The following is a 24,378-nucleotide window of genomic DNA, read 5'->3' on the forward strand; positions in this document are numbered from 1 at the left end:
AAAACAAGGTAGTAGTAAGCGTAAGATGTGTATAAGGACAAGTGGCAGGAAGGGCCGGCCACGCCCAAGCAGCACAAGCCGTATCCGTACGACATCTATACGCACTGCGGGATCAAGTGGGTGAAGTTCGGCGGCCGTTGGTGGGTCCTCGACTCCGTGTTCCCCGGGGCCGAGCAGGTCAAGGGGGAGCCGCCCGCGCAGGACAGCCAGAGACTTCCCGGCTACATGACCCTGATCGGCCCGGACACTGCCAACTTCGACGCCGCCGGGCTGCCCACCATGCAATTCGTACCGACCAAGGACGAACCACCGGGCTGCGCCTAGGCCGTAGGGCGGATCTTGCCGGGGGGCGGAACCACATCCGCCCCACAGACGCCTCTGCCCCGAACGTTCCTGGGCCCACCGACGTCATAGCGGTAGCCGTTTCCGCGAGGGAGCCACCATGACTGCCGTACGCTCCAGTGCTCGTTTCGTGTCCGCTGCCGCGCTGATCGGAGGGCTGCTGTGTGCGACTGCCGCCTGTGGCACCGAGAGTCCTGCGTCCTCAGGATCTGCCGAGGGAACTGAGCCGAGGAGCGCTACAACCGGGAGCGATACCACCTGGGAGGAGCCTTCCTCGTACACCTACACCCTCAAGTCGAGTGAAGGGGAACGGACACTGCTCGGGACCTTCCGGGTGACGGTCAGGAACGGCAAGGTGGCGGCGGCGGTCGGCCTCGACGGCAGTGGCCGGCGGCTGGTGAAGGAACTGCCAGGTGAAGTACCCACCATCGGCAAGCTCTTGGAGGAGATGGAGCAGGCCCGCCGTGACAGAGCGGATGTGGCGGAGGCGGAGTACGCAGCCGACGGGCACCCCGTACGGATCTCCCTGGACTGGGAGAAGGACGCGATCGACGACGAAGCGCTGTATGTCATCAGCGCCTACGAACCAGCCAAAAACGCACTGAGCAGCCGACGTGGACGGGGATCAGTGCCGGGCGCCATCTATGCGGCTGGGCCCCGCACTCGACATCAAGAGCCGTGGACCAGTTTTCTGACCTCGGGGGGAATCTCGTTGCCGGAGTAGACGGCGACGAAGCGAGCGTCACCGGGTTCTTCTCCCACTGCGATGGCGATGCTGGGATTCAGCCCCTCGACCGCATAGGCGGTCGTCGAGGTCGGCGTTGCCCGGCCGTCGTCATCGTCGTTCGGTGTGTCGTCGCATGGCGGGAGGGTGGCGGGACCGAGCTTGTCCTCAACCGTGAAATCGACGTTCGCCACATCCGAGTACGTGCGGTTCTCGTAGTCGACCAGGAACGCACAGGACGACGCGGACTCGCCGCCATCGCCATCGCCGTCGCTCGACGACGTACAGGCGACGGACACCGCAAAGGTGACTGCCGCCAGCAGTATGCCAACGGATCCGCTCCGGCCGACCGGGAGTACGGCTTTCATCGAATGTGCCTCCTCGCGGAGCATCAGCTCCGGCTCAGTAGCTACCGCGCAGGCCGAGGACATCACCCCTGGCAAGCACGGGTTGCGCGGAACTCCGGCGGGCGGCGCGGCGCAGGGCCGGGAAGGCCGCGGCGTCGGAGATGAGATCGCCGAGCCCGGCGAGGGCCAGCAGGGTGAGGGCGAGTGGGAGGTACGAGGTGGCGCCGAAGCCTGTCAGGGACAGTCCCCACACCAGGACCGCGCCGATCAGGGCGTGACCGCCGGCGCGGCCGGTCCAGCCGCTGGTGGCCGCGCCCGCCCATCTGCAACTCGCGGATCTGCAACAACTGCCGCCGCCGTGGCTGCGTTCCGAGACGGACGCAGAACTGCCGAACCTGAAGCGGGTCAGCGAATTGGACCCCGACTCGCCCGACACGCTCTTCGAGTTCTGCCTGAACGTCTGCATCGACGGGATCGCGGCCCGTGCGCAGGCTTGAGTGGCCGGTCAGTAGTCCGGTAGTGGCCTGATGGTGATGTCCTTCGAGACGGTGACCTGGTCGATGTCGGTGGTGCGCACGGTGAGGCGCATGGTCCAGGTGCCGGGCAGCGGAAGCCGCAGGCTCTCCGTCCACCAATAGCCCTTCCTGTCCACGAGCCTCGCGTCCAGCGGGCCGATCCGCTGAGCGCGATGGGTGAGGGTGAGACGGAGTTCGGGAACGGTGGAGACACCGGTGTCGGGTCCGAACACCAGGGCCTGCACCGTGTTGTCGCCGACCTGCCCCGGGTCGAAGGTGATCTGCACCTTGCCTTGCCCGTTCGGCGTACCGACGTCGAACGGGACCGTCGCCACCGCCGCCGGGGGCCGCCGGGACGCGGTGGCAGCTGCGGCGCTCGCCTCGGCGGCGCGGCTGGGCTGGGTTCCGGTGAGCACGGTGGTGATCGCCAGGACGACGACACCGAGTACGGCTTCGGCGGCGACCGACCGGCGCAGCCCGCGCCGGTACCGGTCGGAGGGGGACGGAGGGCCGGACGAGTCGGACGCAGACGGGGATGAGCCGGACGGGTCGGGGTCGGACAGGTTGCAGTCGGACGGGTCGGGGCTGTCGGTGGGATCGCCCGGGCCGGGTAGCCCGGCCTTGTCCCCGCCCCCGGTTGTGCCGCTGCCCGAGGAGGCGCCGACACCCACGCGCTCCGAAACCCGTACGCGTTGCGGCTCTGCCTCCGAGTGGGTTTCCGTCGTCTGCGGTTCGTGGCTGAGTTGCGCGGTCCACCGGCGGGAGAACGCCGCCACGGTCAGCACCAGGAACACGGCGGCGACCTTGAGCCTGAGGAGATTGCCGTACTCGGTGGTGGTGAGCGCGTCCAAGGAGCCGAGCTGCCGCCAGGACTGGTAGACCCCGGTGACAACCAGGACGGCGACCGCGGTGAACGCCAGCCGGGAGAAGCGCGCGACCGCCGCTGCCGGGATCACCATGCCGGCGGGTGCCCGGAACAAGGCGAGGGTCAGCGCGACCAGACCGCCCAGCCACACCGCCATGGCGAGTAAGTGCAGCATGGAGACCGGGATCGCCAGCGGCACTTGGATACCGGTGGAGGCGTGCTCGGCCGCGGCCCAGGTGAGGGCCAGGCCCAGGGCGAACAGCACGCCCGCCGCACGTGCCCCGGTACCGAACTGCGGGTCGCCGACGGGCGGAGTGGTCGCGCCCATGAGGCTCGTGGACGACGTGTCCGTACGATCGGCCGCGTCGGCGGCGGACTCCTGCCGTGTCTGCTCGGCCGTGCGGCGGTGCCGGGCGGTGAACAGCGCCGCGAGGGCGCCTGCGCCGGCCAGCAACAACAACCGTGCGCCCAGGGCCGCCCCGGTCCTGCCGGTGATGGTCCGGCCCAGGAGCGAGGGGTCGGCCACCGCGCCGAGACCTTGTCCGGTCTCGTACGGGCCGCGGAGCAGCAGCAGGACGGCAGTGGAGGCGGCCAGCGTCGTCCAGCCGCCGATCAGCAGCTTGCGCAGCGGGCGCAGCCCCGCTGCGGCGGGCCAGCAGGCGAGGGCGAAGACGGCGACACCGATGAGCAGGGCGAGGCCGCCGTATGCGACGTAGCGGAAGAAGCCGTAGAGGCGGGAGGCGGCGGTGTCGTCCGGGGACTCGTCCGGCACTGCGGCAGTGGCGGCGGATGGAGTGCCAATGGAGAAGGTGAACGCGCCCGAGACCGGATGGCTGTCAGCGGAGACCACGCGCCAGGACACAATGTACGTACCCTCGGCCAGCTTCCCGCGCAGCAGCACCCGGGCGGTGCTCCCCTTCCCGCCCGCGTGCGTGATCGCGCCGCGGTCGACCCGCTCGTTCTTCGGCGACAGCACGCGCAGGGAGCCGTCGGAAAGGCTGACGTTCTCGGTGAAGGCGAGCGTGATGTGCTGCGGGGCCGTCTTGAGGACGGAGGTGTCGGCCGGTGCGGACCGGGTCAGGATGGCGTGGGCGGAGGCCGGTCCGGCGCCGCCGAAAAGGAGGGCGAGCACGGCGCCGACCAGGAGGAGGGCGGTCAGCGGTGTCCTGGTCCGGCGCGGTGCCGTGGGCATGGAGGAGCCTCCGGGTGGGTGGGTTGTACGGTGCGGTCGTGGCCCGGCCCGTGCGGGCTGCGGTGGTCGGGGGCGGAGCTGCCGCTACGACGTGCTCGGCGCCGGTGTCGGGCCGATGCCCCGCAGTTGCTGAATGGTCCCGCCGAGCTTGGTGCGGAACTGCTCCAGCATCTCCGGCTCTTTCGCGCTGAGGATCCAGCGCGTGCCGACCAGGTACTTGCCCCCGTAGATGGCGGCGGAGTCCAGCCAGGTCTGCTTGTACTTCTCCTCGGGGAAGGTGGTGATGAGGTAGTCGACCTTCTTCGTGTGGCAGAGGCCCTGGCGCAGTTGGTCCGCCTCGATGCGGATCTTGGGCTTGCAGCCGGTCAGGTTGGCGATCACCTCGACCTTCGCCGGGGCCACCACCGCCGCCGCGGGCGCGTCGGAGATCTTCGACGGCTTGCTGCTCGCCGAAGCGCCGTCCTCACCACCACTGCTGCAGGCCGTGGCCAGAGGAAGGAGGGCCAGGCTCACGGCCAGCGCGGCGCCGCGTATCAGACGGGCGGTGGGCAGGGTGCGGCCGGTGCGTCCTCGCTGTGGCTGCTCTGACTGCTCGGGGTGCTGTGGCACGTGCCTCTCCGTCTCCAGGCTGTTCCCGTCCGCGTCAGCGGCCAGGTGTACGACAAGGGGTACGGGTGAACGCTGACTACCGTTCACCCCGTATGTCATGAAAGGTCCGTGGGGCGGTAGGGGAGCCGCCCCACGGACCGGTCTCTACGCCGAGACGCGGGTGCGCTCGGGCTGGACGGTGTGGGCGTTGTGCTGATCCGCCCAGTTCTGCAGGGCGCTCATGCAGGCGTGGTCGAGGTGCCGCAGCCCGGAGAGGTTGAGCTCGATGGGCCGGTGCGCGGGCAGTTGCTCCAGGGTGTCGAGGATGCGCGGCAGACGCAGGAAGGTGGCATGGCCGCGAATCCGCACCCGCACCGCGTCCGTACCGGAGTCGTCGACGTCGATGTGGACCGTGTGAGGTCTCCCAGGCCGTCTTCACCACCGCGAGCAGCAGCCCGATCAACACGCCCTCGAACATGTTGGTGACCAGGATCGCCCCCGCCGTGATCACCAACACCACGGCCTCGCCCCGGTGTTCGCGCCACAGCGGCCCCAGCTCCTTGACCGGCAGCAGCTTGAAGCCCGCGTGGATGAGCACCCCGGCGAGCGCGGCGGTCGGGATCATGCCGAGCGCGCCGGGCAGCAGCGCGGCGAACAGCAGCAGCCACACGCCATGCAGGACGCGGGAGACCTTCGTGCGCGCGCCCGCCTGGACGTTGGCGGCGCTGCGCACGATCACCGCGGTCATCGGCAGCGCGCCGCGGCAGCCCGCACACCGTGTTGCCCGTGCCCTGGGCCATCAGCTCTTTGTCGTAGTCGGTCTTCGGGCCGTCGTGCAGCCGGTCGACCGCTGCCGCACTGAACAGCGACTCGGCCGAGGCGATCAGGGTGAACGCGACGATGGTGGTCAGCAGTCCGACCTCGGCCAGCTTGCCGAAGTCACCGAGGGCGGGCGGCTGGATCGCCTCCGCCAGGCCGCTGAGCTCGCGTATCAGCCCCTGGACGGCGCCGCAGTGCGAGTGGCCGCACACGACGATGCTCGGCACCTGCAGGGCCTGGACGGCGAATTCGAGGGATCCGGCGACACCGCACGCGACCTGCGACCGGTACGAGGGCACGATGTTGCCCGCGGTGCGCAGTTCAAAGAGATCGCCGGGGCGGGCACCGGTCAACAGGGCGGGGATGACACGGGAGTCGGAGCAGGAGATGAACAGGGCCTGGGGCTGCTGCCCCTGAGCCAGCTGAGCGAACTCCTCCTGCTGACCGGAGATCTTCTCGGGGAACGTACGGGCGTGCTCGATGAGCGTCTGCATGAAGGTTGGCCTCGTGACTCTTCGTGGGGCTCTGAGAGAGGGAAGGGCGCGAAGAGTGCGTGCTGCGCACGTCCGGGTACGCGTCAACGAGCCGTGCCGAGCCGTCGATTGAACGCTCGGCCCGCGGCGGTGGTGCGTACTGGGAGTGGGAACGGTGCGCGGAGCACGCTGCCGATCAGCAGCGGAAGGTCTGCAGGGTGCTGGGTGTCGGGGCGAGTCCGGAGCCGGGGTTCCAGACGTTTCTCGCCGCACCAGGATGCGGCATGCCGGAGATGACGACGAGGGACGTAATCGTCGCGCTCGCGTCCTCGGCGAGCGACGGCGGCTCGACGAGGTGATCTGCCCGGGGTGGCATGGCGAGAGCATCGTCGGCGGCCTCGTGGTGCTGCGACCCGGTACCGGCGTGAGCCGCGGCGGACACGGAACCCTGCGCCGTCCTGGACTCCGATTCGATTGCGGATGCCATGGCGGACACCGCGCCCGGAGGGGCCGATGAGTGGTGGGGCAGTCCGAAGTGCAGCAGGACGACAGCAGCCAGCAGCACGACTGCTGCCGCCATGCGCCGCATCACCACTGGGCCCCCGATGTCTTGCTCGTGCTGACGCCGAAACGTTACCTGCCCGCATCCCTCGTACATGCTGAACTCCCGGGTAGAAAAGGTGACATGAGCAACACCGGCACTCTCGTTGCAGGAGCAATCACCCGGTTCGGTGGAGCATGCCGGATGTAGGGAACCGGTGAGGATCGAGCGGCGGTGCGGTGCTGTCCGCAGACGGTGGAGAGTGGGGCAGGACCGCCGCGCCTCGGGCCCGCAGGCGCCGCCGGGCGGACATGGGCGAGGCCGCTGCGGACGCGGGCTTCGGTGCTGTGACAGGGCGCGGCGGCCGGTTCCGCTCAGCAGCGCAGGGCCTCCCCCGGTGTCATTCCCCAGGTGTCACTCGCCTTCACGGTCTTGCGGCGCCGGACCGCGAGGAGCTTCCCTTTCGAGGTTCCTGTCCTCCCGGCGGTGCATGAAGTGCACCCATACCAGCAGGACAACGGCCACCACCCCCAAGACCACGAGCAGGATCATCTGGGTGGAAGCGAGGAGGTCGAACAGACCTCCGCCGGAATCGTCGTGCTCGGGGGTGTACCCGTCATCGGGCGCAGGGCTGTCGGATGCCAGGACTGCACGGACGAAACCGCCCGGGCAGCACCCGGCCAATGGGATGGGCATGGCGAAACGCTCCAGGACATCAGTGGTCGCGAACGGTCCCCGGGCCGGTCACGATCACGGTCAGGGCCGGTCGCACGAGTCGTGCGGACGGATTCGGCGATACGCCGAACTCACGGCCCGCACGGCACACGCTGATACCGAAGAGCGAGGCAGGCGACAGCAAGCGGTGGAGTGTCCGAGGCTCGCGCCCGCGGCCGGGACCTCACCGCCTCGTAGGGAAGAGGGAGAAGCAGTCCAAGGACGCCGGCCAGTCGGAGCAGCCACTGCTGGGCAGGCTCCAGGCAGGCGTTCACCAGCCGGGCAGGCAACTCGCACGCACTGCGCAACAGCCAGACCAGAGCCAGGGCGACCGCGAGATTCAGCGCGGCCATGGCCGGACCACTGTGATGCCACGCGGGCGGCAACCGGTAATGGCCGTCCCAAACCGTATGCGATTCCGTGGTGTTGAGCCAGACCGGCAAGGCCGCCTGCGCGGCCGCGAGGAACACCGCCGTCGTGCGAGGCGAGCAGACCGCGAACGCGGCGAACGCGCCCAAGAACAGTACGGACGCCGCGAGCGCAACCGCCGGCACCGAAACCGGCGAGTCGCCCGTGGCGTGGTGAAGTCCGGCCGCCAGGGCACTGCCGAGCACCGCGACGGCGGCTGCGCGGACGGCGCTGCCCTTCACGGTGCGGTCACCAACAGAGGGGAAGAACATGTCGAGGCAATTATCCCTGCCCTGGGTGTCCTCTTCGAGAGCGGTGTGTCCGGTCCCTGTCCGACCAGGCCGCGGACCACTCCCTGTTGGGTGCTGTTGGGCAGGCTTCCCGGCCGACAGCGGCCCGGTGGAGCGGCAGGTCGAGAGCCGTCCGCTGCTTCCCGCCCGAGCTGCCGTTGCTTCTCGCGGACGAGGCGCTACAGCCACGGCTCGAAGCCCGCCACCCAGTAGCGCAGCTGCCCCGTGAAGTACGTCCAGATACCGCTGACTTGGAGGACACCGACGAGGACGAGCATCGCCCCGCCGAACCGCATCACGCCCCGCGCGTTACGGCGCGCGAACCCGAACGCCTTCAGCGCGCGCCGGAAGCCGATCGCGGCGACGAGGAACGGCAGGCCCAGGCCGACGCTGTAGACGAAGGCGAGCAGTGCGCCGCGTCCGGCGCTGCCGGTGGTGGCGGACAGGCTCAGGACGACGGCAAGCGTGGGGCCGATGCAGGGGGTCCAGCCCAGGCCGAACATCACGCCGAGCAGCGGGGCTCCGGCCAGGCCCGCCTGCGGGTGGTAGGTGACGCGGAAGGTGCGTCCGGCGAACGGGGGCAAAGGCTGCATCGGTGACCGTTGCCATATCCGTTAAGAGGCTCCTGAACTGCGGAAACGCAACACCGATCCAAAGTTGTGCTACCGCCAACCGGCGTCGTGCAATGCCCCTACGACGGCGAGCCGGCTCTGCGCCTCACCGACGCCAGGGCTTCCGCGTCGTCGTACCCACGGAGGAGGCGCTGCAGCCAGTCAGGGCAGGCAGAGACCGCCGGTCGGCGTCGGCCCGAGGTAGGTGAGCCGGGGAAGACGCGCCAGTGGGGGCGGGCAGCGCCACGACCGCCAGGCGCGGCGCGTGCCCGCCTGCCAGCGCAGCGCCGATCAGCGGGAGCAGCACGCACATCGCGGCCCTGGCGGGCCGCAGCCAGGGCGGCGGCCCGCCAGGCCCGCAGCGCACCCGCTTCGGGCACCCACAACACCGCTCGGTCGCGGGTCGGCCGGGTGGAGTCGTCTCCGGTCATCGCCCGGCCGCCCTCCCCTCGCCACGCGCCGTCAGTTCTCACCGATGGTCAGGGGCAGCCTGATCCGGCGCCGACACACCGGAGGAGACGGGTACGGTGCCGAGGCGTACGTTCCAGCGGACGACCGCCGCGCGGATCACAGCGGGCTCCGCGACGGCTGACCGGGCCCTCCGCTGCGGTGGCTGACGCTCACGGCCGAAGTACCTCCGCCTCGAACGGGGGCCGTCGCCTGGTCGGGCGGCTCCGAACCCGGATACGAGGTCAACCCGGCCGCCGTCGCCGCGATGAGCGAGCGCGGCATCGACATCACCCGGGAGTTCGCCAAGCCCTGGACCGACGAGATCGTCCGCGCCGCCGACGTCGTCGTCAGCATGGGCTGCGGCGACGCCTGCCCGGTCTTCCCCGGCAAGCGCTACCTCGGCTGAACCCTGGACGACCTCGCGGGCAAGGCCGTCGACGACGTGCGGCCCATCCGCGACGACATCGAGCGCCGCGTCCGCGGACTCCTCGACGAACTCGGCGTCCCGGCACAGCACTGACTGCGGACATGGGTACGGCGGCCGACCCACGCCTCGTCTTCGCCAACGTGCACAGCGACCGAGGCGACGGGGGTTCCGTGCCGGGACGTATCGGCTAAGCACAGCGCCGTGAGCGGTGCACATCACCCCCCTGCCAACTGTCCCGGCCAAGCCATGATCACGACATGCGGCAAAGCAGAAACGCGTGGAAACGGCGGGCGAAAGGAAGGCCGAAGTCTCCTCGCTGGGTTGGGGAGACGGGCGGTTCGGCCTGTGCGGAGACCGTATCGCCCGTCTCGCCCGTACCCTTCGTGGTGTCTACGGCGGCATCTAGCCGGCGCCAAACCACTGGAGGCAACACCTCGTGCTGATTGCTCAGCGTCCGTCCCTGACCGAAGAGGTCGTCGACGAGTTCCGCTCCCGGTTCGTGATCGAGCCGCTGGAGCCGGGCTTCGGTTACACCCTCGGCAACTCCCTGCGTCGCACTCTCCTCTCCTCGATCCCGGGTGCGGCGGTCACATCCATCCGCGTCGACGGTGTCCTGCATGAGTTCACCACCGTGCCGGGCGTCAAGGAGGACGTCACCGACCTGATCCTCAACATCAAGCAGCTGGTCGTGAGCAGCGAGCACGACGAGCCTGTGGTGATGTACCTGCGCAAGCAGGGGCCGGGTCTGGTCACCGCCACCGACATCGCGCCCCCGGCCGGTGTCGAGGTGCACAATCCCGACCTCGTCCTCGCCACGCTCAACGGCAAGGGCAAGCTGGAGATGGAGCTCACGGTCGAGCGTGGCCGTGGTTACGTCTCCGCCGTGCAGAACAAGCAGATCGGTCAGGAGATCGGCCGTATCCCGGTCGACTCCATCTACAGCCCCGTGCTGAAGGTCACGTACAAGGTCGAGGCGACCCGTGTCGAGCAGCGCACCGACTTCGACAAGCTGATCGTCGACGTCGAGACCAAGCAGGCGATGCGTCCGCGTGACGCGATGGCTTCCGCCGGTAAGACCCTGGTCGAGCTGTTCGGGCTTGCCCGTGAGCTCAACATCGATGCCGAGGGCATCGACATGGGTCCGTCCCCCACGGACGCCGCCATCGCCGCCGACCTGGTACTGCCGATCGAGGACCTCGACCTCACCGTCCGGTCGTACAACTGCCTCAAGCGCGAGGGCGTCCACTCCGTGGGTGAGCTCGTCGCCCGCTCCGAGGCCGACCTGCTCGACATCCGTAACTTCGGTGCGAAGTCGATCGACGAGGTCAAGGCGAAGCTGGCCGGCATGGGCCTGGGCCTCAAGGACAGCCCGCCCGGATTCGACCCGACCGCCGCCGCACTCGGTGCGGACGACGACGCGGACGCGGGTTTCGTGGAGACCGAGCAATACTGAACACTGCGCTGCGCCGGTCATAGAGACACTTCGCGTACAGGGACAGGAGGACCTCGACGCTGTTCCCCGCGCCGGGTGACCTCGGCCGGGTTCGCGCCCGCGCACAGCCAGGTGGGAGTCCGCCCAGTGCGGCCGAGTTCCAGTTGAGCTTGGTGAGAGCGAGAACTTCCTTCAGCAGAGCGTCCCGCGAAGAGTCCTGGGCGGCTCGAACGTATGGACAACCCTGCCCCCGCCTGAAGCAGCGCGATCCCCGTACTTTCGGCCGAAAGTCCTCGCGTGCCACTCATGGGCCGCTCACGCGGCCGACCACGGTGCGCGAGGCACTGTCGGCCGGCTCCGGCCCGAGAGTGCGCCTCCAGGTCCGGCGCTCGTCACCCGGCGGTCGCTCAGTCACAGGTGACTTCGTCGCGAGGCACGTACCTGGTCTTGAAGGTCTCCCGCCCGACTTCCTTACCGTCGTTCTTGAAGACCCGGTCGACCGCGACGTTGAAGCCTTCGAGCGGGGTCTGCGGCACGCACTTCTCTCCGGCTGCTCCCTCGCGGGTTCCCGGCTGCTTCACGTTGGTGCGGGGGCCCTTGACCGCTTCGACGGAGTCGTACTTCTTGGTGCCGAGGAAGGTGATCGTGACGGAGGTGTCCGTGGCGCGCGCGTCGATGTAGAGGGCGTTGCCCGAGTCGTTCCTGAACTTCAGGTCGAGGCTGCCCCAGGCGACCGTCGCCTCCCGGCCCTCCGGGTAGCGCTCGATGTAGAACGAGTGGGCCCCGTACTCCACCGGCTTCACGCCGGCGAAGAAGATGGCGTTGAAGACCGTGGTGGCCACCGCGGAGACGCCGCCTCCGGCCGCCTTCTCGAACTGGTCGTTGTTGATGATGATGCCTTCCACGAACCCGTTGGCCTCGGTCCGCTCGCCCACGGTGCGGTTGAAGCTCCAGGTCTCGTCGGGAAGTACGACCGAGCCGTTGATCAGTTCTGCGGCACGGCCGACATTGGTGACGCGGTAGGCCTCAGGCTCGAAGTCCACCGTGAAGCTCGACATCTGCTCCTTGATGCCCAGGCGGCCGACGTTGTCGCGGGTCAGCTTGGGCTCCACCTCCTCGGTGGCCACCACCCCTGTGCGGGCCGCCCCGGTCTCGGTCAGCAGCGGCAGTACAGCCTTCTGGACTGCCTGGGCCGTGACCTCCTGTCCGGTCTTACCCTCCGAAGCCACCACCACTCGCCCGCCATCCAGGCGCAGCTTCGCGTTGACCGCCTCGTCGCCGGCCAGCGCGAGCGGAGTCGCCAGCGCCGGATCAGCCAGGAGCCCCTTGCCGTCCAGTACGGGTGTCAGCCGCTTGTCCCCGTCCGGCTTCATGGTGAGGTGCTTGCCGAGCGTCGCCGCGCTGATCTCGATCTCCCGGCCGCCTGCGGTGAGCGTGACCGGCGCCGACATCGCGGGGGTGGCGAACTCCTTCATCGCGCGGTTCACTTCCGCCGTACCGACCTGGGATTCGGCCGTACGGACCGGCAGCCGCACCGGCCCCTTCCCCTGGCCCGGGACCGCCGCAGCCAGAGCCTCGACCGCGCCGTCCACGTCCAGGGACCGCCCGGCGACCGGCCGCACCGGCACCGGCTCGCCCGCGTGGAAGGTGACGTCACCCTCCCGTGCCTTCCGGTCGTACGTCTTGGCCTCCTCGGCCAGTGATGCGCGGGCTTTCGCCTCGTCCACGCGGATCACCGGTTCGACCTCGCGGTCACCGCTCGTGAACAGGCGGCCGATCACGGTGAACGGGTCGGACCCCGCTTGCGCGGCACGAGCACCGGTCTCCTCACTGTCCAATGAGATGCCTGCCACGCGGACGGTGCCGTCACTGTCGCCGAGGCGCACCTTCACCGGCTCCGACCAGGCCCCACCCAGGCTGCTGTCCAGCTTCTCCCGCGCCTGCGAGCTGCTCAGCCCTCCGATGTCCACACCGCTCACCCGGGTGCCCTCGGGGATGTCGTCACCGGAGCTCAGCAGGCCCACCAGATACAGCCCGCCGAAACCGACACTTGCCGCTCCCGCAACGAGCGCGACACGGCGGCCTATTCGGCGACGACTGGCCGACGTGGTGTCGGCGGGTGGGTCGAGAAGGGATGGGCGACTCACTGGTTCTCCTGGTCTGTGACTGCCGCGTGCCGCGGGCAGGGCCCCCACAGGGGCCGCTTGCCGGGTGAGGACAAGAAGAGGCTTGTGGCGATTCCGTAGGCTGCGTCACCGGTCCCACTCCGGAGCCGCCGCCTACCGCCCCGTCGGAATGGTGGTTCCCTGCGGGCCGAGCATTGGTGCACTGGAGGACAGGCCCGGCCGCCGGTTCCGCCGAGCGGAGACCCGAGCCGCCGGAGCCGGGCCGAGGGCGGCGGAGCGCCGACGACAGCACTTCCGATCAGGTCCCGCGCCGGCGCCAACGACTCCTCCTGCACCTGCGGAGAATCTCGCCGGGGATCCCGAGTGCCGACGAACAGCCGGCACCGGGCTGTGAGGGATCGGCCGCGACGGGCCGCCCGTGCACGCCGGCCCGGCCCGGGCTCCTGGTCGGCCATCCCGCCGGTCCGCCACTACCCGCCTCCGGTGGCCGAGTGAGGCAGGCACTCCCCGGGCGACCGGAGCGGGCGGCGAGTCAGCGCGGGGTGGACCGAGCACGGCGCGATGGACACGACAACTCCTGTTCTCCGGAGTACCCGAGAGCGGCGGTGCCGTTCCGTCTCGCCGCCGGGCCGATTTTCCTCGGCTGGTCGACACACCTTATCCCCCGGACAACTAAGCAAGTTAGTTGGATGGCGGTAACCTCGGTCACGATCGCCGGTGATCGCGAAAGCGGGTGCAGATGGATGCGGCGCGGTTCGGGCGTCTCGCTGCCGCCGCCCGCCCACCCCGTCGGCGGCTTCCATTTCCGCGGACGGCTGACGGCGGCGACGCCGACCTCGCCACCTGAATCAAGCAGCTGTGGCGCGTGGGGGCCTTCCGCGTTGCCGCGCGGCTTCCTGGGTCGGCCGGGCCGGGGGCCAGCCGGGGTTGTTGGGCCGGGTCAGTCCCAGGTCGTAGGCAAGGATCACGGCCTGGATCCGGTCCCTGGCGCCGATCTTCGCCAGTACCCGTCCGACATGTGTCTTCACCGTGGACTCCGACAGTACCGGCCGTTCGGCGATCTCGCCGTTGGTCCAGCCTCGGCCGACGGCGACCAGGATCTCGCGCTCCCGTTCGTTGAGTAAGTAAGCGCGCCCTGGGATCGTCGTCGGCTGTCCGGCCGTGGGCAGGCCCGCGCAGCTGATGAGCGTAAGCGTCCAGGAGGCGACGGGGGAGACGGGGGGGGCGATGACCGCGTCGCCACAGGCGACCGCGCGGACCCCGGCGACCAACTCGTCCGGGAGGGCCTCCTTGAGGAGGAAGCCGCTGGCTCCGGCGCGCAGTGCGGCGTGGGCGTACTCGTCCAGGTCGAAGGTGGTCAGCACCAGAACGCGGGAGCGACCTCCGCCGGCGACGATACGCCGGGGTGCTCGATGCCGTCCATGCCGGGCATTCGTACGCCCATGAGGACCACGTCGGGCCGCAGTTCGGCGGCCTGCCTGGCGGACGGCCTCGGCGCCGTGGGCGGCCTCACCGACGAGCTCGGTGCCCGGCGTGCTCTCCAGCAGCATCCAGAAGCCGAACCGTTGCAGCGGTGCCGGGCCAGGTGGCCGTGGCGCGGCGGGCGAGCGCCTGGGGGAGCTTGTGCCCATGGGGCAACCGCCGACGCGCGCATTCAGCCATCGACGTGGGCGTGGTCGGCCGGAGGGGACGGAAGCGAACTCGCCCGCCCCCTCCACCAGGTGACGTCGTGTTATGTGTTCGCGGGCTCTGGCCGCGCCTCGCGCACCGGTGGTGCCAGGCGGCCCGTGCGGTGCAGCCCGTAGAGGGCGGCCGCGCAGGCGAGGCCGAGTGCGAACAGGGCCACCCACGGCAGCGCGGACATCCCGGCGTCCCGGGCGGCGTCGAGCGCGGCGCCCGTCAGCAGATTTCCGAGGGTGATGCCGATGCCGCAGATGGTGTTGTACAGGCCGTAGTGGGTGGCGACGAGCCGGTTGCCGGAGAGGCGGACGATGGTGTCCATCTCGAAGGGGTACGCGATCATCGTGCCGACCGCGAGGAGCAGCGCGGAGAGTGCCGGCGGCACGGCCGCGAGCAGCCACAGCCCCACCCCGCCGTCCGGCACCGGGACCGCGGTGGCCACCAGCAGCGGAACGAAACCCAGCCCCATGGTCAGCAGCCCCCAGGTCAGTGCGCGGCCCGGCTCCATGCGGGCCTTGCACCAGGCGGTCACCTTGGTCTGGAAGAGAATGGTGCTCAGGCCCGAGACGGCGAACAGCACCGCCACCGCCGCCGTGCCGAAAGTCCCGTCGCCACCCAGGCGGCGTACCTCCAGCGGCAGGGCGAGATAGACCTGGAACTGCATGACGTAGAAGCCGATCATGGCAACCGAGAACAGCAGGAACGGCCGGTTGGCCGCGATGCCCCGCCATTGGGACAGCACGCTCTCCTGGTCTTGTCCGCGCTTGGCGTCGTCGCCCCGGCGGGCGGGCAGGGCCCGGATCTGAACGATGCTCAGCAGAGCGAAGATCCCGGCCGCGACAAGGCATGTGACGCGGAAGCTCACGCCGGTCAGCAGCATGCCCACCAGCGGGCCGAGCAGGATCCCGGCCTGGTAGAAGATGTTGAACAGGGCGAACGCCTCGACTCGCCGCTCACCCGCGTCCGCCGCCAGATAGGCCCGTACGGCCGGGTTGAACAGCGCCCCCGCCAGGCCCGTCGCCGCCGAGGCTGCCAGCAGGGCGGGTACGGACTCCACGAGTCCGAGGGTCGCGAAGCCGACGATGCGCAGCACCAGCCCGGCGATGATCATGGGCTTGTAGCCGAGCCGGTCGGCCAGCGTTCCGCCGAGAAGGAACATGCCCTGCTGGCTGAAGTTGCGTACGCCGAGGATCAGCCCGACCAGCCAGCCCGCCAGGCCCACAGGACCTGCCAGATACGCGGCCAAGTACGGCATCAGCATGTAGAAGCCGAGGTTGATGGTGAACTGATTCACCATCAACAACTGGACACTGCGTTCGTAGGAACGAACCTGCGCGATGGTCGTCCTCACCGGTTCCCCTCCGCAAGCACGTCGACGCCGTCAAGCTGCTCGGCGGCGTCGCTGTCCACGGACGCCCCGGCTTCCGCGTCGGATGCGTCGAGCGGACCGGCCATCTCGGACCGCGGCTCCGAATCGGCCAGCGTGAGCGGGTCCATGACGTTTTCACACCGCGTCCAGTGAGTGACCTCCTTCTCGTCCAAGCGGCCGATCACCTCCGGTTCGGGCGCGGGCGGGGTGTCGAGCAAGCCGTGGGCGGCGCAGTAGTCGTCGTCGTAGACCGTGCCGAGGTAGCGCTGCGGGCCGTCGGGGAAAATCGCGGCGATCCGGGCGTCCGCGGGCAGGGTGCGGGCCAGCCATCCGGCGACCATCGCCACCGCGCCGACGCTCCAGCCGCCGGTGGCGTAGTGCGAGGCGGCCAGCTGGCGGCAGTTCCACACCGCCTCCGCCGGGGCGACCCAGTGCACCTCGCTGAAGTTGTCGTAGGCGACATTGCGCGGGTAGATGCTGGAGCCCAGGCCCCGCATCAGCCGGGGGCGGGCTGGCTGGCCGAAGATCGTCGACCCGATGGTGTCGACCCCGACCAACTTGAGGTCCGGGTAGAGCTGCTGGAGTACGCGGGAGACTCCGGCGGAGTGTCCGCCGGTACCCACGCTGCACACGAGCACGTCGATATGGCCGAGTTCCGTGGCCAGTTCGAGAGCTAGCGGGGTGTACGCGGTGGTGTTGTCGGGGTTGTTGTACTGGTCCGGGCACCACGAGCCGGGGTGGTGCTCCATCAGCTTGGCGACCCGGTCGCGGCGGGCCTGCTGCCAGCCCCCGGTGGGGTGCGGTTCGGAGACGAGGTTGACCTGCGCCCCGTATGCGGTCAGCAGTCGGGTCATGGACATCTCCAGCCCCGGGTCGGTGACCAGGGTGACGGGGTGCCCGTAGACCATGCCGGCCAGGGCGAGGCCCAGCCCGAGGGTGCCGCTGGTCGACTCGATGATCCGGGCGCCCGGCTGGAGTTCGCCGCGGGCGCGGGCGCGCTCGACCATGTGCAGGCCCGGACGGTCCTTGATGCCGCCGGGGTTGAAGCCCTCCAGTTTCGCCCAGAAGCCGCGGTCCGGCTCGGTGAAGGGCTGGGAGATGTGCAGGAGCGGGGTGTTGCCGACGAGTCCCCGGAGGGCGGAGCCAGAGCCGGCAGGAGTGAGGTCACTCTTGGTCAAGGAGTGCATTTATTTCGCTCTTTCGGATCGATATGGACGCGTGCGGATGCTCATCTCGCGCGACGGACGAGGCACGTCGCGCGGCGGGGCGACCAGGCCGGCCGGCCCGCGGGGTGGCTCCTATATGCGCCACCGGCAGATGACGGTGAGAGCGGACCGGCCGCCGCTGGGCTGCAGTCTTCGGACGGCCTCAGGTGGCCGGCGCACGGGAGTTGCTGTGGTTTCCGTCAGCGACAGCGCGGTGACGGCGGGCGGCGGGACCCGAGCGGACGACTGTGGGGAGACGGCCTGCGCGAGGCGCGGCCCGTGGCAACGGTCGGGAGGCTCGGACGGGTCGAGATTCTCGCCGTCGGAACCCTCCGCGGGCCCAGGGGCTTCACTCGACGCTGTGGCCAATCGAGCGGGCGACTCCGGCGCATGGCGTTGATCGCCGAGGCACGCAAGGAGCGTGAACAGCAGGACGTACAGCGTGGTCCGGAGGAGTCGGGTCCTCCGGAGCGGACGTACCCATGACGCATGGGCACGAGAAAGGGCAGGGGTGGGCGGCACAGGTCCTCCGCGCGGCGGTCACTGCCCGTACGGGAACTCTCCCAGTCGGGGCAGGGATCGGTGGGGGGTGAGGGAAGAGAGCCGTCGACCGTCACCGCGCCACGCTGTGGGGCGCTGTGCGCAGGAGGTCAGACGCCATGGACCGGTCGCCGTCCAGAAATCCCGGAAAGGGTCGACCGGTTCGAGGAAAGCGCTGACCTAGATACGAAGAACCGCGGAGTCCGCCGCTTGCGTTCTCGGGGCCACGAAGTCCCGTGCCCCGGCGGCCTGACGGGCGGGAGCGGAGCCGGGCGCCTCGTCGCCGCTCTCCGAGCTCAGCGGAGACAGGCAGGGCACCGCCACAGCGGGACCCTGCGAAGGCTGGCCCATCGCGCAGTCCGCATCGGCGTGCTGCTGTCCGTGGCCGTCGTGATGGCCCTCTGGCTGCTCGCCCACCGATTGCGCCGACGTGGCACTCGCAACGCTTTCACGTTCGGCAGCGTGCTCGAAATGAACGCTCGACGCCGAAACACCCTTGTCGGAGGCGAGGTGACTCACCGTCGTGTCAGGGCTGACGGCATGCGTATACAACAGACCGAAGAGGAGCAGCCCCAGCCCCAGCACACGCCACAGAGCCGCTGATGAGCGGCTCCTCGGCATACGAGAAGGAGACCAGGCCGTAATCACGCTGTGATCCTAACCTGATCGCCAGGCCCCGGCACGCCGTCTCAGGAGAACATCGCGTGAACCCAGCCACATGACGTCACGCCAGGGCCCCGTTGGGGACCAATCGCGCCCAACGACAGGCGACTTCATTGTTCGCAAACGCCTTGTTCGGCCCTGCGTGACGGCCATGGAGAACGGACAACGGTGCGGCCGGACGGGCGATGTGCACCGCCAGGTCGCACCGTTTCTGCCGCCGCGTCAGCTCTTGCCGAGCATCTTGTTCATCTGCTCGATCTCGGCGGTCTGGGCCGTGATCACGTCGTCCGCGAGCTTCACGGCGGGACCGTACTTGCCGTCGGCCTTCTGGGTCTCGGCCATCTCGACGGCACCCTCGTGATGCTTGATCATCATCTCGAGGAACATCTTGTCGAACTCGGCGCCGGAGGCCTTCTCCAGCTTGTCCATGTCCTCGCTGCTCATCATGCCGGGCATGGACGACATGTCACCCATGTTGTGGCCCTCCATGCCGGACATGTCCGCGGGGACCCCCTCGCCCCACGAGGTGAGCCAGCCGGACATGGTCTTGATCTCCGGGTCCTGCGCGCCCTCGATCTTCGTGGCGAGGTCCTTGACCTCCTGCGAAGAGGCGCGGTCGGCAGCCAGGTCGGCCATTTCGACGGCCTGCCGGTGGTGCTGGATCATGTCCGTCGCGAAGGAGACGTCCGCGTCGTTGTTGTTGCCGGCTTTGGCCGAGGCGGACGCGGACGGGCTGGAGTCGGAGTCCATGGACCCCATGTCGTGCCCTCCGCCGCCACAGGCGGCGAGGACGAGGGCTGCCACTCCCGCGGTGGCGGCGAGAGCGGTACGGCGGATGAGCTTGCGGTGTGCGGTCATGAACTGAACTCCTGCGTTCGGATCTGTGAAGGGCATGCCGAGACGCGGCGCCGTCCCTTGTGGGCGTACGGCGTCGCGCGGGTCGCTCTATATCCGCAGGAGTTGGAGTTCGGAGAGTGAGGGCGGAGCGCGACCGCCGTCAGGATCACTGCCGACTGAAGAGGCAGGCACGTCCACCCCATCGGCGCAGGCCGCCACATCGGGCAGGAGCACCGGTGCCATCAGGGGACCTCCGGCGACGGAGGCTGAAGCACAGGTTGGATCGGCATGGTCCGTGTGACCCGAACAACCGCCCTCGCCGTGATCACACCCGCCCGGCATCGACGCCATGACGTCCGCGCGCGCGACCGACACCATCCGGTCGTGCCCCGAGGCAGCGGTGACGTCTGGAACCGGCCCGAGTCCGTGCATGCCGAGCAGGCCCAGCAGCAGAGCACATACGAGCAGCCCACCGGACCGCACCGTCGAGTGCGGTCGAGCGAGCTGTCCGAAGCGGGTCACGGCCTCATCGTAGGCATGGATCAACGGCCTCTCGCATCCCCGAGGCCGCACTCGACACCGTCGTCGACGTACAGGTCCACGTTCCCGCAGGCCACGTCACCGTGACGTCCACCACCCCACTCGACGACACTCGGGTGCGTGAGGCCGTCGACGAGGCGGGGTGCGAACTCACAGAGCGGGTGCGACGATTCACCCTCGCGCCGAAAGCCTGACCGACGGCCGTCTACTATGGATCTGCGTATTCGGTGGCGAAGGGAAGTCAGGGCGATGCGGCGGCTGGGGGATCTCGAGGCAGAGATCATGGATCGTCTCTGGACGTGGAACCGTCCGGCGACGGTGCGGGAGGTCGTCGACGACATCAACAAGACCCGCCCCGTCGCGTACACCACGGTGATGACCGTCACCAACATCCTGTACAACAAGGGCTGGCTGCTGCGGGGCAAGCAGGGTCGCGCCTGGCTGTACACACCCGTTCGCAGCCGCGAGGCCTATGCCGCCGCACTGATGGAGGACGGTTTGGGCGAGAGCAAGGACCGCCCGGCCGCGCTGGTCCACTTCGTCGAGAACATGTCCGAGGAAGAACAGGCCGCCCTGCGCAAGGCTCTGCGATCCGTGGGACGACAGGCCAAGGCCGAGTCGTGAACGCCGCCCCGGCTCTGGTCGGCTACACGGCAGCGGTGGGGTTCGTCGCTCCGCACCTGATGTTGCGCGGGAGTTGGCAGCACCGGGCCCCCGCGTTGGCGGCCGCGGTGTGGCACACCCTGGCCATCTCGTTCTCGATCGGGGCCACACTCACCGCGTACAACCTGACCATGCCGGCCGAGCACCTGCACGCCGACCTGGTGGGCCTGCTCCACGCCTGCGGCGTGGACGTGGGAACGGCCGAGCCCGACCCGGGCATGGCGGAGCGGCTTGCCGTCGGCGTCCCCGCCGCGATCGGGATGGCCCTGGGCGCAAGCTTCGCCTTCCATGCCGTACGAGCCCGTCGGGTGCGGACACGGCACCGGAAAGCGCTGGATTTGGTGGGCCGCCACTCGGCCCGGCTCAGCGCCACCGTCCTGCCGTACGACACTCCGGCCGCCTACTGCCTGCCCGGCCGCAATCCCCGGATCGTGCTCAGCGACGCGGCCGTGCGCGAGCTGTCCCCCGAGCAACTCGCCGCCGTGCTGGAGCACGAGCAGGCCCACATCGCGGGCCGCCACCACCTGTTCCTGGCCGCCATGGAAGCGTTCCACTCGGTGTTCCGGTGGCTGCCGCTGGCCCGGCACGCCCGGGAGCAGACGGCGCTCCTGCTGGAGATGGTCGCGGACGACCGCGCTCTGCGCAGCCACTCCCACGAGGTGCTGGCCACGGCGATGTACGAGATGGCCTCGGCCCGCACGCCGAAGGGCGCATTGGCGGCGGCCGGCCAGACCGTCCTGATCCGTCTGCAGCGGATCCTCGGCCCGCGCGAGGCTGCGCACCCCGCCCTGTGGGGTTCTGTGGCCGCCGTGGTCGTGGCGATGCCGCTGCTGCCTTTGCTGGTCGCCTGCCCGCCCGGTCTCGGCTGAGGCCGGAGCTGACGGCGTCCTCCTGAGGCCGCTGTGACACTGACTCACTTGCGATGCGAGATACTAAGCTACTAAGTTCTAACCCGCTTGATGATGCCGGGGATGCTGGGGCGTGGGCCTGGAGCCGCGCCCCAGCACTGGTCCATGGGGGCGGTGCCGAGGCCGGCTCGTGTCGTACCCGACGACCAGAGCCCGTCGCTCGATCCACAGACGCACAGAGGAGTTCATCCCACGATGGGAACGCACCGTCGGCCGAAGCCGCCCAGCCGCGCCAGGATCGCCACGCTCGGCATGGCCGCCGGCGCCGTCAGCCTCCTGCCGACGCAGAGCCAGGCGGCCCCCGAGCCCACGGTGGACGAGGTACGCAAGCAGGTGGAGAAGCTCTACGAGGAGGCTGAGGGCCCCACCGAGGAGTACAACGCCATCCGCGAGCAGCAGAAGAAGCTGCAGCGTGAGGCCGACCGTGCGCAGGACCGCCTGGCCCGCAAGCAGCAGGAGATCAACGAACTGCGCGAGGAGATAGGCCCGTTGGCGGCCGCGCAGTACCGCAGCGGCGGCATCGATCCGAGCGTGCAGCTCTTCCTGTCCGGTGACCCGGACGACTATCTCGACAAGGCCCAGATGCTCGACCGTACGAGCAGCCGGCAGGCCGAGGCCCTGAGAGCGATGCAGAGCAAGCAGCGCGAAATCGCCCAGGAACGCGAGGCCGCCCAGAAGCGCCTGAAGGCCCTGGAAGAGACGCGCACCAAGGCCGCCAAGACGAAGGAGGAGGTCCAGGACAAGCTCGCGAAGGCCCGCAAGTTCCTGAACAGCCTGACCGCCGCCCAGCGCGCCAAGATGGAAGCCGACCAGGAGCGCGAGGACGCCGCCGCGGGCGTCAGCGACTCCCCGGCTACGTACAACGGCCCGGCGAGCGGCCGCGGCAAGGCCGCACTCGACTTCGCGTACGCACAGCTCGGCAAGCCCTACGAGTGGGGCGCGACCGGCCCCAACTCCTACGACTGCTCGGGACTGACCGGCGCCGCCTGGCGCGCGGCGGGCGTCTCACTGCCGCGCACCGTCCAGCAGCAGTACGACGCGGGCCGCAAGGTGGCCAGGTCGGACCTGCAGCCCGGCGACATCATCTACTGGTACAACAGCACCCAGCACAACGGCATGTACGTCGGCAACGGCAAGGCCATCCACGCGCCGCGCACCGGCAAGAACATCGAGATCGTTCCGCTGGACTCCATGCCGTTCTTCGCCGCCAGCAGGCCCTGAGGGCCAATCGCCGTACCACCGCCCGAGGAACTGAACGCCGACCACATCCTCGTGGCGACGATGGCGGGCGTGTACGAGTCACGCGACGGCGGCAAGAGCTTCACCGAACTCACGCCGCTTGCTTTCTGACTTCCTGACCCCGGCTTCGAAGGCCGACAGGCACCGGCTTGCGGAAGCGCGCACCTGCGGGCCACTGGCTACGCCACCGTGGGCTCGGTGTCGCCGTGCGAGAGGTCGGGCGAGTGCTGCGGGATCCAACTCACCACAAACTCACGGCGGTTGCAGGCCAGGCGCGCTTCGCTTGCCCCGGTATCAGCGGACCGTCAGACCTGCTGCTTGGTCTCCTTCAGACCTGTTGCTTGGTCTCCTTGTGTTGCGGGCCGCTCCCGGACCCGCGTCTCTTGCTGCTTGCGCCATCCGTAACGGGTCAGGCCCTTCGGCTTGTACACCGACAGCGTGACCGCCACGAGCAGTACCAGCAGGGCAGCGGCGGCGTCGGCCAGCAACTGGATCCTCATCCCGACGAGATCGCCGCTGGACAGGTTCGCCTCGGCTGCGGCATCGGCGACGTGACCGGCCACCTGCATGTGCACCAGCAGAAGAACGGTCGCGGCAACGGTGATCAGCAGCTTGAACAGGACCCAGTAGTGGCGGAACAGACCCCACGCGGTACCCAGGGCCTGGATGAGCCCGGTGAGCAGCGAGGCGAGGCTCAACGGGACCAGGACGAGCCAGCCGGTCACCTCCATCGCGAGATAGGCGCCGCGCACCGTCTGGGCGTCCTGACTGGTCAGACCGGCGACGGCGAGGGCGAGGAAGACGGCGACGGCGCCGAGCCAGCCGACCGATGACGTCACGTGCGCGGTGAGCGCGAACTTGCGGAGGCGAGGGTTCATGGTCATCGCGATCAGTGGTTGCCCATGCCGCCGCCGAGCGCGTGCATGAGGACGAACGCCACGAGCAGGGCGGCACCGGCGGCGATGGCGAGCGTCTTCGCCCAGCGCGGCATGCCGGGAGGTGCCGCGGGGCCGGGTCCATGACCGGCGGCGTCGGGGCGAGAAGGTGAGTCAGCCATGTGGGTGTCCCTCACGGTGCGTGGATGTCTTGCAGTTCGCGACACCCATACTTTACGAGACACACTGTCTATGGAGTCAACCAGGTGTATCAACACCGCCACCGCGTACACTGATCCAGTGCCGAAGCTGTGGAACGAGACGATCGAGGCGCACCGCCGCGCGGTGCGCGACGCGATTCTGAACACCACGGCGGAGCTGGCCGCCGAGCACGGAGTGCGATCGGTGACGATGTCGCAGATCGCCGAACAGGTCGGCATCGGTCGGGCCACGCTGTACAAGTACTTCCCGGACATCGAGGCGATCCTCCTCGCCTGGCACGACCGCCAGATCACCGAACACCTGGGACAGCTGGTGGAGGTCCGGGACCGGACCGACGGGCCCGGCGACCAACTCGAGGCGGTCCTGAGGGCGTTCGCTCACATCTCGCGCCAGTCCCGCGGGCACCACGGCACCGAACTCGGGGCGATCCTTCATCGGGACGAGCGCGTCGTCCGAGCGCAGCAGCAGCTCCACGGGATGATCCGGGACCTGCTGTCCGAGGGCGCGCAGACCGGCGCCTTCCGTGCCGACATCGCACCCGATGAGCTGGCGACGTACTGCCTCCACGCCCTGACGGCCGCTGCCGCCCTGCCCTCCGAAGCGGCGGCCGACCGGCTCGTCACGGTGACCCTGTCCGGGCTGCGCGACGGTCACTCCACGCAGGACGACCGGCGGCCGACAAGCCGACACGAGCACCACGGCCACCGCGCTGGGCACCCAGAGCACTGACTCGTCCGCCCTTCCCGCGACCATGCGCTGCGGCGCGCCCTGCC

At 69.5% G+C, this 24,378-nt stretch carries 23 protein-coding genes and 4 pseudogenes; 8 read left to right on the forward strand and 19 right to left on the reverse strand.

Features of this window, described 5'->3' with window-relative positions; all coding sequences use genetic code 11:
* Window positions 1-27 precede the first annotated feature (27 nt).
* The gene (locus G6048_RS17155; RefSeq protein WP_235989976.1) at window positions 28-324 is read left to right on the forward strand and encodes a hypothetical protein; all 297 of its coding nucleotides are present in this window, start codon (window positions 28-30) and stop codon (window positions 322-324) included.
* A gap of 118 nt (window positions 325-442) precedes the next feature.
* A complete protein-coding gene (locus G6048_RS17160) occupies window positions 443-1,066 on the forward strand; it encodes a DUF6174 domain-containing protein (protein ID WP_328826187.1) in 624 nt (207 codons plus the stop codon).
* Here the strand turns inward: G6048_RS17160 and G6048_RS17165 are convergent.
* The 10 genes and pseudogenes from G6048_RS17165 to G6048_RS17210 all read right to left on the reverse strand — a co-directional run bounded on the left by G6048_RS17165 (window position 1,012) and on the right by G6048_RS17210 (window position 8,411).
* On the reverse strand, window positions 1,012-1,434 hold the full coding sequence (locus G6048_RS17165; RefSeq protein WP_206341691.1) for a DUF6281 family protein: 423 nt from the start codon (window positions 1,432-1,434) through the stop codon (window positions 1,012-1,014). The genes G6048_RS17160 and G6048_RS17165 overlap by 55 nt on opposite strands.
* 34 nt (window positions 1,435-1,468) lie before the next feature.
* Window positions 1,469-1,879, reverse strand: coding sequence for a hypothetical protein (locus G6048_RS17170; RefSeq protein ID WP_165340417.1), 411 nt, complete (start codon window positions 1,877-1,879; stop codon window positions 1,469-1,471).
* 39 nt (window positions 1,880-1,918) lie between these two features.
* A complete protein-coding gene (locus G6048_RS17175) occupies window positions 1,919-3,985 on the reverse strand; it encodes a copper resistance CopC/CopD family protein (protein WP_165340418.1) in 2,067 nt (688 codons plus the stop codon).
* Between the two features lie 84 nt (window positions 3,986-4,069).
* The gene (locus G6048_RS17180; protein ID WP_408056142.1) at window positions 4,070-4,594 is read right to left on the reverse strand and encodes a hypothetical protein; all 525 of its coding nucleotides are present in this window, start codon (window positions 4,592-4,594) and stop codon (window positions 4,070-4,072) included.
* A 144-nt stretch (window positions 4,595-4,738) separates the two neighbouring features.
* Window positions 4,739-5,559 (reverse strand): annotated as a pseudogene (locus G6048_RS48705) (SulP family inorganic anion transporter); the annotation flags it as partial.
* Window positions 5,560-5,886, reverse strand: a pseudogene (locus G6048_RS49605) (carbonic anhydrase); the annotation flags it as partial.
* A 175-nt stretch (window positions 5,887-6,061) separates the two neighbouring features.
* Window positions 6,062-6,445 carry a hypothetical protein gene (locus G6048_RS17195; RefSeq protein ID WP_165340419.1) on the reverse strand — a complete coding sequence of 128 codons (384 nt, stop codon included), beginning with the start codon at window positions 6,443-6,445 and terminating at the stop codon, window positions 6,062-6,064.
* Between the two features lie 375 nt (window positions 6,446-6,820).
* Complete coding sequence (locus G6048_RS17200; RefSeq protein WP_165340420.1) at window positions 6,821-7,102, reverse strand: hypothetical protein; 282 nt, start codon at window positions 7,100-7,102, stop codon at window positions 6,821-6,823.
* A 110-nt stretch (window positions 7,103-7,212) separates the two neighbouring features.
* Entirely contained in the window at window positions 7,213-7,770 is a 558-nt protein-coding gene (locus tag G6048_RS17205; RefSeq protein WP_165340421.1) for a hypothetical protein, read from the reverse strand.
* Between the two features lie 227 nt (window positions 7,771-7,997).
* Window positions 7,998-8,411 (reverse strand): cytochrome c biogenesis CcdA family protein, encoded by a 414-nt coding sequence (locus G6048_RS17210; RefSeq protein ID WP_165340422.1) that lies wholly within the window; start codon window positions 8,409-8,411, stop codon window positions 7,998-8,000.
* Window positions 8,412-9,033: 622 nt separating this feature from the next.
* Here G6048_RS17210 and G6048_RS17215 point away from each other — a divergent pair.
* Window positions 9,034-9,399: pseudogene (locus G6048_RS17215) on the forward strand (arsenate reductase/protein-tyrosine-phosphatase family protein).
* 343 nt (window positions 9,400-9,742) lie between these two features.
* Window positions 9,743-10,759 carry a DNA-directed RNA polymerase subunit alpha gene (locus tag G6048_RS17220; RefSeq protein ID WP_165340423.1) on the forward strand — a complete coding sequence of 339 codons (1,017 nt, stop codon included), beginning with the start codon at window positions 9,743-9,745 and terminating at the stop codon, window positions 10,757-10,759.
* Between the two features lie 386 nt (window positions 10,760-11,145).
* On the opposite strand, the gene G6048_RS17225 is transcribed toward G6048_RS17220, so the two are convergent.
* From G6048_RS17225 to G6048_RS49610, 7 genes and pseudogenes are all read right to left on the reverse strand, one after another.
* A complete protein-coding gene (locus tag G6048_RS17225) occupies window positions 11,146-12,885 on the reverse strand; it encodes a VanW family protein (protein WP_456243419.1) in 1,740 nt (579 codons plus the stop codon).
* 908 nt (window positions 12,886-13,793) lie between these two features.
* Window positions 13,794-14,495, reverse strand: a pseudogene (locus G6048_RS17230) (response regulator); the annotation flags it as partial.
* A gap of 101 nt (window positions 14,496-14,596) precedes the next feature.
* Window positions 14,597-15,895 carry an MDR family MFS transporter gene (locus tag G6048_RS17235; RefSeq protein WP_165340424.1) on the reverse strand — a complete coding sequence of 433 codons (1,299 nt, stop codon included), beginning with the start codon at window positions 15,893-15,895 and terminating at the stop codon, window positions 14,597-14,599.
* Entirely contained in the window at window positions 15,892-17,100 is a 1,209-nt protein-coding gene (locus tag G6048_RS17240) for a PLP-dependent cysteine synthase family protein (protein ID WP_165340425.1), read from the reverse strand. Before G6048_RS17240 ends, G6048_RS17235 begins: the two co-directional genes overlap by 4 nt.
* Before the next feature lie 738 nt (window positions 17,101-17,838).
* Window positions 17,839-18,279, reverse strand: coding sequence for a DUF6153 family protein (locus G6048_RS51855; protein WP_408056143.1), 441 nt, complete (start codon window positions 18,277-18,279; stop codon window positions 17,839-17,841).
* 264 nt (window positions 18,280-18,543) lie between these two features.
* The gene (locus G6048_RS17245; RefSeq protein WP_165340426.1) at window positions 18,544-19,179 is read right to left on the reverse strand and encodes a DUF305 domain-containing protein; all 636 of its coding nucleotides are present in this window, start codon (window positions 19,177-19,179) and stop codon (window positions 18,544-18,546) included.
* Between the two features lie 87 nt (window positions 19,180-19,266).
* Window positions 19,267-19,731 carry a DUF6153 family protein gene (locus tag G6048_RS49610; RefSeq protein WP_328826193.1) on the reverse strand — a complete coding sequence of 155 codons (465 nt, stop codon included), beginning with the start codon at window positions 19,729-19,731 and terminating at the stop codon, window positions 19,267-19,269.
* Between the two features lie 216 nt (window positions 19,732-19,947).
* Here G6048_RS49610 and G6048_RS17250 point away from each other — a divergent pair, with 216 nt between their 5' ends.
* The 3 genes from G6048_RS17250 to G6048_RS17260 all read left to right on the forward strand — a co-directional run bounded on the left by G6048_RS17250 (window position 19,948) and on the right by G6048_RS17260 (window position 22,490).
* Entirely contained in the window at window positions 19,948-20,322 is a 375-nt protein-coding gene (locus tag G6048_RS17250) for a BlaI/MecI/CopY family transcriptional regulator (RefSeq protein WP_165340427.1), read from the forward strand.
* Window positions 20,319-21,230 (forward strand): M56 family metallopeptidase, encoded by a 912-nt coding sequence (locus tag G6048_RS17255; RefSeq protein ID WP_165340428.1) that lies wholly within the window; start codon window positions 20,319-20,321, stop codon window positions 21,228-21,230. The genes G6048_RS17250 and G6048_RS17255 overlap by 4 nt, the downstream gene beginning before the upstream one ends.
* Window positions 21,231-21,464: 234 nt before the next feature.
* Window positions 21,465-22,490 (forward strand): C40 family peptidase, encoded by a 1,026-nt coding sequence (locus G6048_RS17260; protein WP_165340429.1) that lies wholly within the window; start codon window positions 21,465-21,467, stop codon window positions 22,488-22,490.
* A 323-nt stretch (window positions 22,491-22,813) separates the two neighbouring features.
* Here G6048_RS17260 and G6048_RS17265 read toward each other — a convergent pair whose 3' ends face one another.
* Together G6048_RS17265 and G6048_RS17270 are read right to left on the reverse strand one after the other, a co-directional pair.
* Window positions 22,814-23,386: a hypothetical protein gene (locus G6048_RS17265; RefSeq protein WP_235989978.1), complete on the reverse strand. Its 573-nt coding sequence runs from the start codon at window positions 23,384-23,386 to the stop codon at window positions 22,814-22,816.
* An 11-nt stretch (window positions 23,387-23,397) separates the two neighbouring features.
* Window positions 23,398-23,565, reverse strand: a complete 168-nt coding sequence (locus G6048_RS17270) for a hypothetical protein (RefSeq protein ID WP_165340431.1) — start codon at window positions 23,563-23,565, stop codon at window positions 23,398-23,400.
* Between the two features lie 118 nt (window positions 23,566-23,683).
* Here G6048_RS17270 and G6048_RS17275 point away from each other — a divergent pair, with 118 nt between their 5' ends.
* The gene (locus G6048_RS17275) at window positions 23,684-24,334 is read left to right on the forward strand and encodes a TetR/AcrR family transcriptional regulator (protein WP_165340432.1); all 651 of its coding nucleotides are present in this window, start codon (window positions 23,684-23,686) and stop codon (window positions 24,332-24,334) included.
* Window positions 24,335-24,378 lie beyond the last annotated feature (44 nt).

The organism is Streptomyces ureilyticus (assembly GCF_011045025.1).
GTDB classification, from domain to species: Bacteria; Actinomycetota; Actinomycetes; order Streptomycetales; family Streptomycetaceae; genus Streptomyces; species Streptomyces ureilyticus.

Coding starts and splice junctions, on each gene's coding strand:
- G6048_RS17195 (WP_165340419.1), bottom strand. CDS start 6,445: ATGGCGGCAGCAGTCGTGCTGCTGGCTGCTGTCGTCCTGCTGCACTTC.
- G6048_RS17165 (WP_206341691.1), bottom strand. CDS start 1,434: ATGAAAGCCGTACTCCCGGTCGGCCGGAGCGGATCCGTTGGCATACTG.
- G6048_RS17265 (WP_235989978.1), bottom strand. CDS start 23,386: ATGAACCCTCGCCTCCGCAAGTTCGCGCTCACCGCGCACGTGACGTCA.
- G6048_RS17200 (WP_165340420.1), bottom strand. CDS start 7,102: ATGCCCATCCCATTGGCCGGGTGCTGCCCGGGCGGTTTCGTCCGTGCA.
- G6048_RS17250 (WP_165340427.1), top strand. CDS start 19,948: ATGCGGCGGCTGGGGGATCTCGAGGCAGAGATCATGGATCGTCTCTGG.
- G6048_RS17160 (WP_328826187.1), top strand. CDS start 443: ATGACTGCCGTACGCTCCAGTGCTCGTTTCGTGTCCGCTGCCGCGCTG.
- G6048_RS17210 (WP_165340422.1), bottom strand. CDS start 8,411: ATGCAGCCTTTGCCCCCGTTCGCCGGACGCACCTTCCGCGTCACCTAC.
- G6048_RS17175 (WP_165340418.1), bottom strand. CDS start 3,985: ATGCCCACGGCACCGCGCCGGACCAGGACACCGCTGACCGCCCTCCTC.
- G6048_RS17270 (WP_165340431.1), bottom strand. CDS start 23,565: ATGGCTGACTCACCTTCTCGCCCCGACGCCGCCGGTCATGGACCCGGC.
- G6048_RS51855 (WP_408056143.1), bottom strand. CDS start 18,279: ATGCCGAGGAGCCGCTCATCAGCGGCTCTGTGGCGTGTGCTGGGGCTG.
- G6048_RS17260 (WP_165340429.1), top strand. CDS start 21,465: ATGGGAACGCACCGTCGGCCGAAGCCGCCCAGCCGCGCCAGGATCGCC.
- G6048_RS17245 (WP_165340426.1), bottom strand. CDS start 19,179: ATGACCGCACACCGCAAGCTCATCCGCCGTACCGCTCTCGCCGCCACC.
- G6048_RS17240 (WP_165340425.1), bottom strand. CDS start 17,100: ATGCACTCCTTGACCAAGAGTGACCTCACTCCTGCCGGCTCTGGCTCC.
- G6048_RS17170 (WP_165340417.1), bottom strand. CDS start 1,879: ATGCAGACGTTCAGGCAGAACTCGAAGAGCGTGTCGGGCGAGTCGGGG.